This is a genomic window from Microvirga sp. Mcv34 (genome assembly GCF_024519725.1).
Lineage (GTDB): Bacteria > Pseudomonadota > Alphaproteobacteria > Rhizobiales > Beijerinckiaceae > Microvirga.
Map to the genome: position 1 here is coordinate 1 of NZ_JALJRK010000205.1, position 2355 is coordinate 2355.

General features: G+C 67.2%; 1 protein-coding gene. It reads right to left on the bottom strand.

Going from position 1 to position 2355, the window contains the following annotated elements:
• Positions 1-54 precede the first annotated feature (54 nt).
• Positions 55-2130: a recombinase family protein gene (locus tag OC446_RS30075; RefSeq protein ID WP_262032546.1), complete on the bottom strand. Its 2076-nt coding sequence runs from the start codon at positions 2128-2130 to the stop codon at positions 55-57.
• Positions 2131-2355: the final 225 nt, after the last annotated feature.

Sequence of the window (2355 nt, forward strand, 5' to 3'; positions counted from 1 at the left end):
GCCTGTTCGATCGTGTTGCCATGATGCCTCTCAATGACTGCTTCCTGTTGACGTTCAGTCCGGTGGCTTGAGGCGAGCTACGGGGCTATCCGCGAGTTTCACCAGCCAAATGCGTTGTGTCCCCACCTGAGCCAACCGCCCCTTGAGTGCCCCCCGCCGGAGCCAACCGTATACTGTCTGCCGGTGTGCCCCAAGGTGCTCGGCCACCTCCTGCAAGGTCATTTCCTCATCATCCGCACGTGGCACTTTCCCGGACCAGATCGGCCGGGTCGTGCCGTGCCCGTGCCGCTGCAGCAGGCGCCGGATCATCGGAGCGTTGAAGGCGCTGCGCTTGGCGGGCCGAAAGCCCTCCGCGTTCAGGCGGGCGGCAATCTGCTCGGCCGTGGCACCGGCCGTCCGCAACGCCACCGCCCGTGCCAGCAGCTGATCGAAGTTCGCCAGCTGCTCGAACCGCCGCACCGGACGGATCACCGCATGCCGGGTGATGACGCCGCCGGCCCAGTGACACGCGATCTCTGCCCGCTCAGTCGCGCCCTGCAGATGGATCACCACCCGATCGAGCATGGTCCGCGCGATCGTCTGCCGGTCACGCGCCGTTGTGGACGCAGCACTCCACAGGGCCGGAATGTCCTCGGCCAAGCGGTGCACCGCCGCCTGCTCCTCCGGCGTCAGCCGTTCCGGCTCGTGGGCCAGGGCCCGCTGGTGCTCGCTCTCCAGCGTCTGGTGGGCTATCAGCACCGTCTCCCAATCCCGCTCCAGGGTACGGGCCACAAGGCGGTTGGACGGGTCGACCGCCTCATAGCGCCGGCGGGCCAGATCCGCCTCGTAGCCTGCGCGTTCCAATCGCTGCTTCCAGTGCCGCCGCCGTTGCTGGCGCTCCAACTCAAGATCCTCGGCCACCTGCAGGCTGACCTCAATCGCCGAGGGCGAGAGCGCCTCCAGCATCAAAGCACTGACATGCTCATCCACCGGGCGGGCACTGATCGACTGGCACTGGGGCGCGCCGTAGGTCGTCGCCATCTGATTGCAGGCATACCGCGCCTCCCGGCCATCGTCGTTGTAGGTGACGCACATGCGCCGGCCACAGACCCCGCAGGCCACCAGCCCGCCGAGCAGCGCGGGGCCGCCGCGGGGAAGGCCGGTGTGGCGTGCGCGGTTGGCTGCCATCTGCTCCTGGTTCCGCTCAAAGGTGCCCCAATCAATGTAGGCCGGACGCGTGCCTTGGTGCAGAACCTTCCAGGCCTTTGGATCGCGCAGGAAGCGTTTGCCGCTGTGCGGCTGGCCGGGCCGACGCAGGCGGCCGTCATAGGTGCGCCGGCCATAGACATAGGCTCCGGCATAGAGCGGGTTGCGCAACATGTCGCGCAGCGTCTGGCCGTTGGGCCGGGTCCAGTGCACGTCTCCTTTGTGCGGCCCGCGGCGGATGCGGTCCGGCAGGCGGATGTCGTGGTCGACGAGATAGTGCAGGATGCCGCTGACCGAACGTCTCCGCTCGAAGAGGGTAAACACCAGACGGATGATCTCCTGCACCTCCTCGTCGGGATCGAGCGCGACCTCACCTGACGGCTTGAGCACGTAGCCGCGGGGCAGCCCCAGCACCAACTCGCCACGCTGAGCCTTGGCGCGGCGGCCCTCGAGCATGCGCGCCTTGAGGATGTGGATCTCCGCCTCGCTCATGGTGCCCTTCAGGCCGAGCAGCAGGCGATCGTTGTAGAGACTGGGGTCGTAGATGCCGTCGGCATCGCCGATCAGGGTATCGAAGAGGGCGCACATCTCCAGCAGCTGATGCCAGTCGCGGCACGAGCGTGCCAGGCGCGAGACCTCGATGCCGAGCACAAGGCCGATGTGGCCGAAGCCAACCTCGGCCACCAGGCGCTGGAAGCCGGGCCGGTCGAGGGCCGAGGCGGCGGAACGGCCGAGATCGTCATCGATGACCATGATCTGCTCGGGTCGCCAGCCGAGCTGGCAGGCGCGGTCCGTCAGGGCATATTGCAGGCGGGTGGATTCCCGGTTGTGCTCGATCTGCCGCAGGGTGGACTGGCGGACATAGACGACTGCCTGGCGGTCACAATGGCCGGCCCGGATCTTGTCGGAGAGGGTCGGAGCGAGGATGTCGGGTTCCGGGCTCATGATCCGCCTCCTGTGTGGCGGCCAGAGACTGGCGAATGAGGTTGGAGATCAGCACCACCAGGCGTCGGCGCCGGTCGGGCGGCAGATCCTGCCAGTGGATGAGTGTCGATCGCGGGGTCATGGCGTGTTGCCACCCATAAGGCCAAGGCGCGCAGCGCCTGATGGCCCACTCGCGGTGTCAATGGAACCTCACGTTCAGCGGTTCCACGTTGATCCGATCTCAAT

Excerpts from the sequence above, each read along its gene's own strand:
- OC446_RS30075 (WP_262032546.1), bottom strand. The coding sequence starts at position 2,130 with ATGAGCCCGGAACCCGACATCCTCGCTCCGACCCTCTCCGACAAGATC.